Here is a 404-nt window from a genome sequence, read left to right on the forward strand (position 1 = left end):
TGGGAGCCCGCTTACCCAAGTGTGACATCGTCAGAATTTGATTACGAGCGCATGGGCACCAAGGCTGCAGAAAAACTGTTACATGCCATCAAAGGTGAGCCAGAAGAACGGCCGACCAGTATGGGCTTTAAGCTAAAGCGTCGAGCAAGTACCGCGATTAATTGACCCCTCCGCTTTCCATAAATACAAAAAGCCTCTCAATATTGAGAGGCTTTTTGTATTTATGGAAAGCGGAGGGGTCAATTAATCGCGGTACTTGCTCGACGCTTTAGCTTAAAGACCATACTGGTCGGCCGTTCTTCTGGCTCACCTTTGATGGCATGTAACAGTTTTTCTGCAGCCTTGGTGCCCATGCGCTCGTAATCAAATTCTGACGATGTCACACTTGGGTAAGCGGGCTCCCA

The 404-nt window shown here is 48.8% G+C and carries 2 protein-coding genes; one reads left to right on the top strand and one right to left on the bottom strand.

The genetic code is table 11. The features are described 5' to 3' along the window. The coding region (locus UF05_RS25685) for a substrate-binding domain-containing protein (protein WP_331428973.1) at positions 1-165 on the top strand (165 nt) is incomplete at its 5' end. Between the two features lie 74 nt (positions 166-239). On the opposite strand, the gene UF05_RS25680 is transcribed toward UF05_RS25685, so the two are convergent. Then, a partial coding sequence (locus UF05_RS25680) for a substrate-binding domain-containing protein (protein WP_331428974.1) occupies positions 240-404 on the bottom strand: 165 nt, incomplete at its 5' end.

This window comes from Vibrio sp. S457-15, assembly GCF_000960545.1.
GTDB classification, from domain to species: Bacteria; Pseudomonadota; Gammaproteobacteria; order Enterobacterales; family Vibrionaceae; genus Vibrio; species Vibrio parahaemolyticus.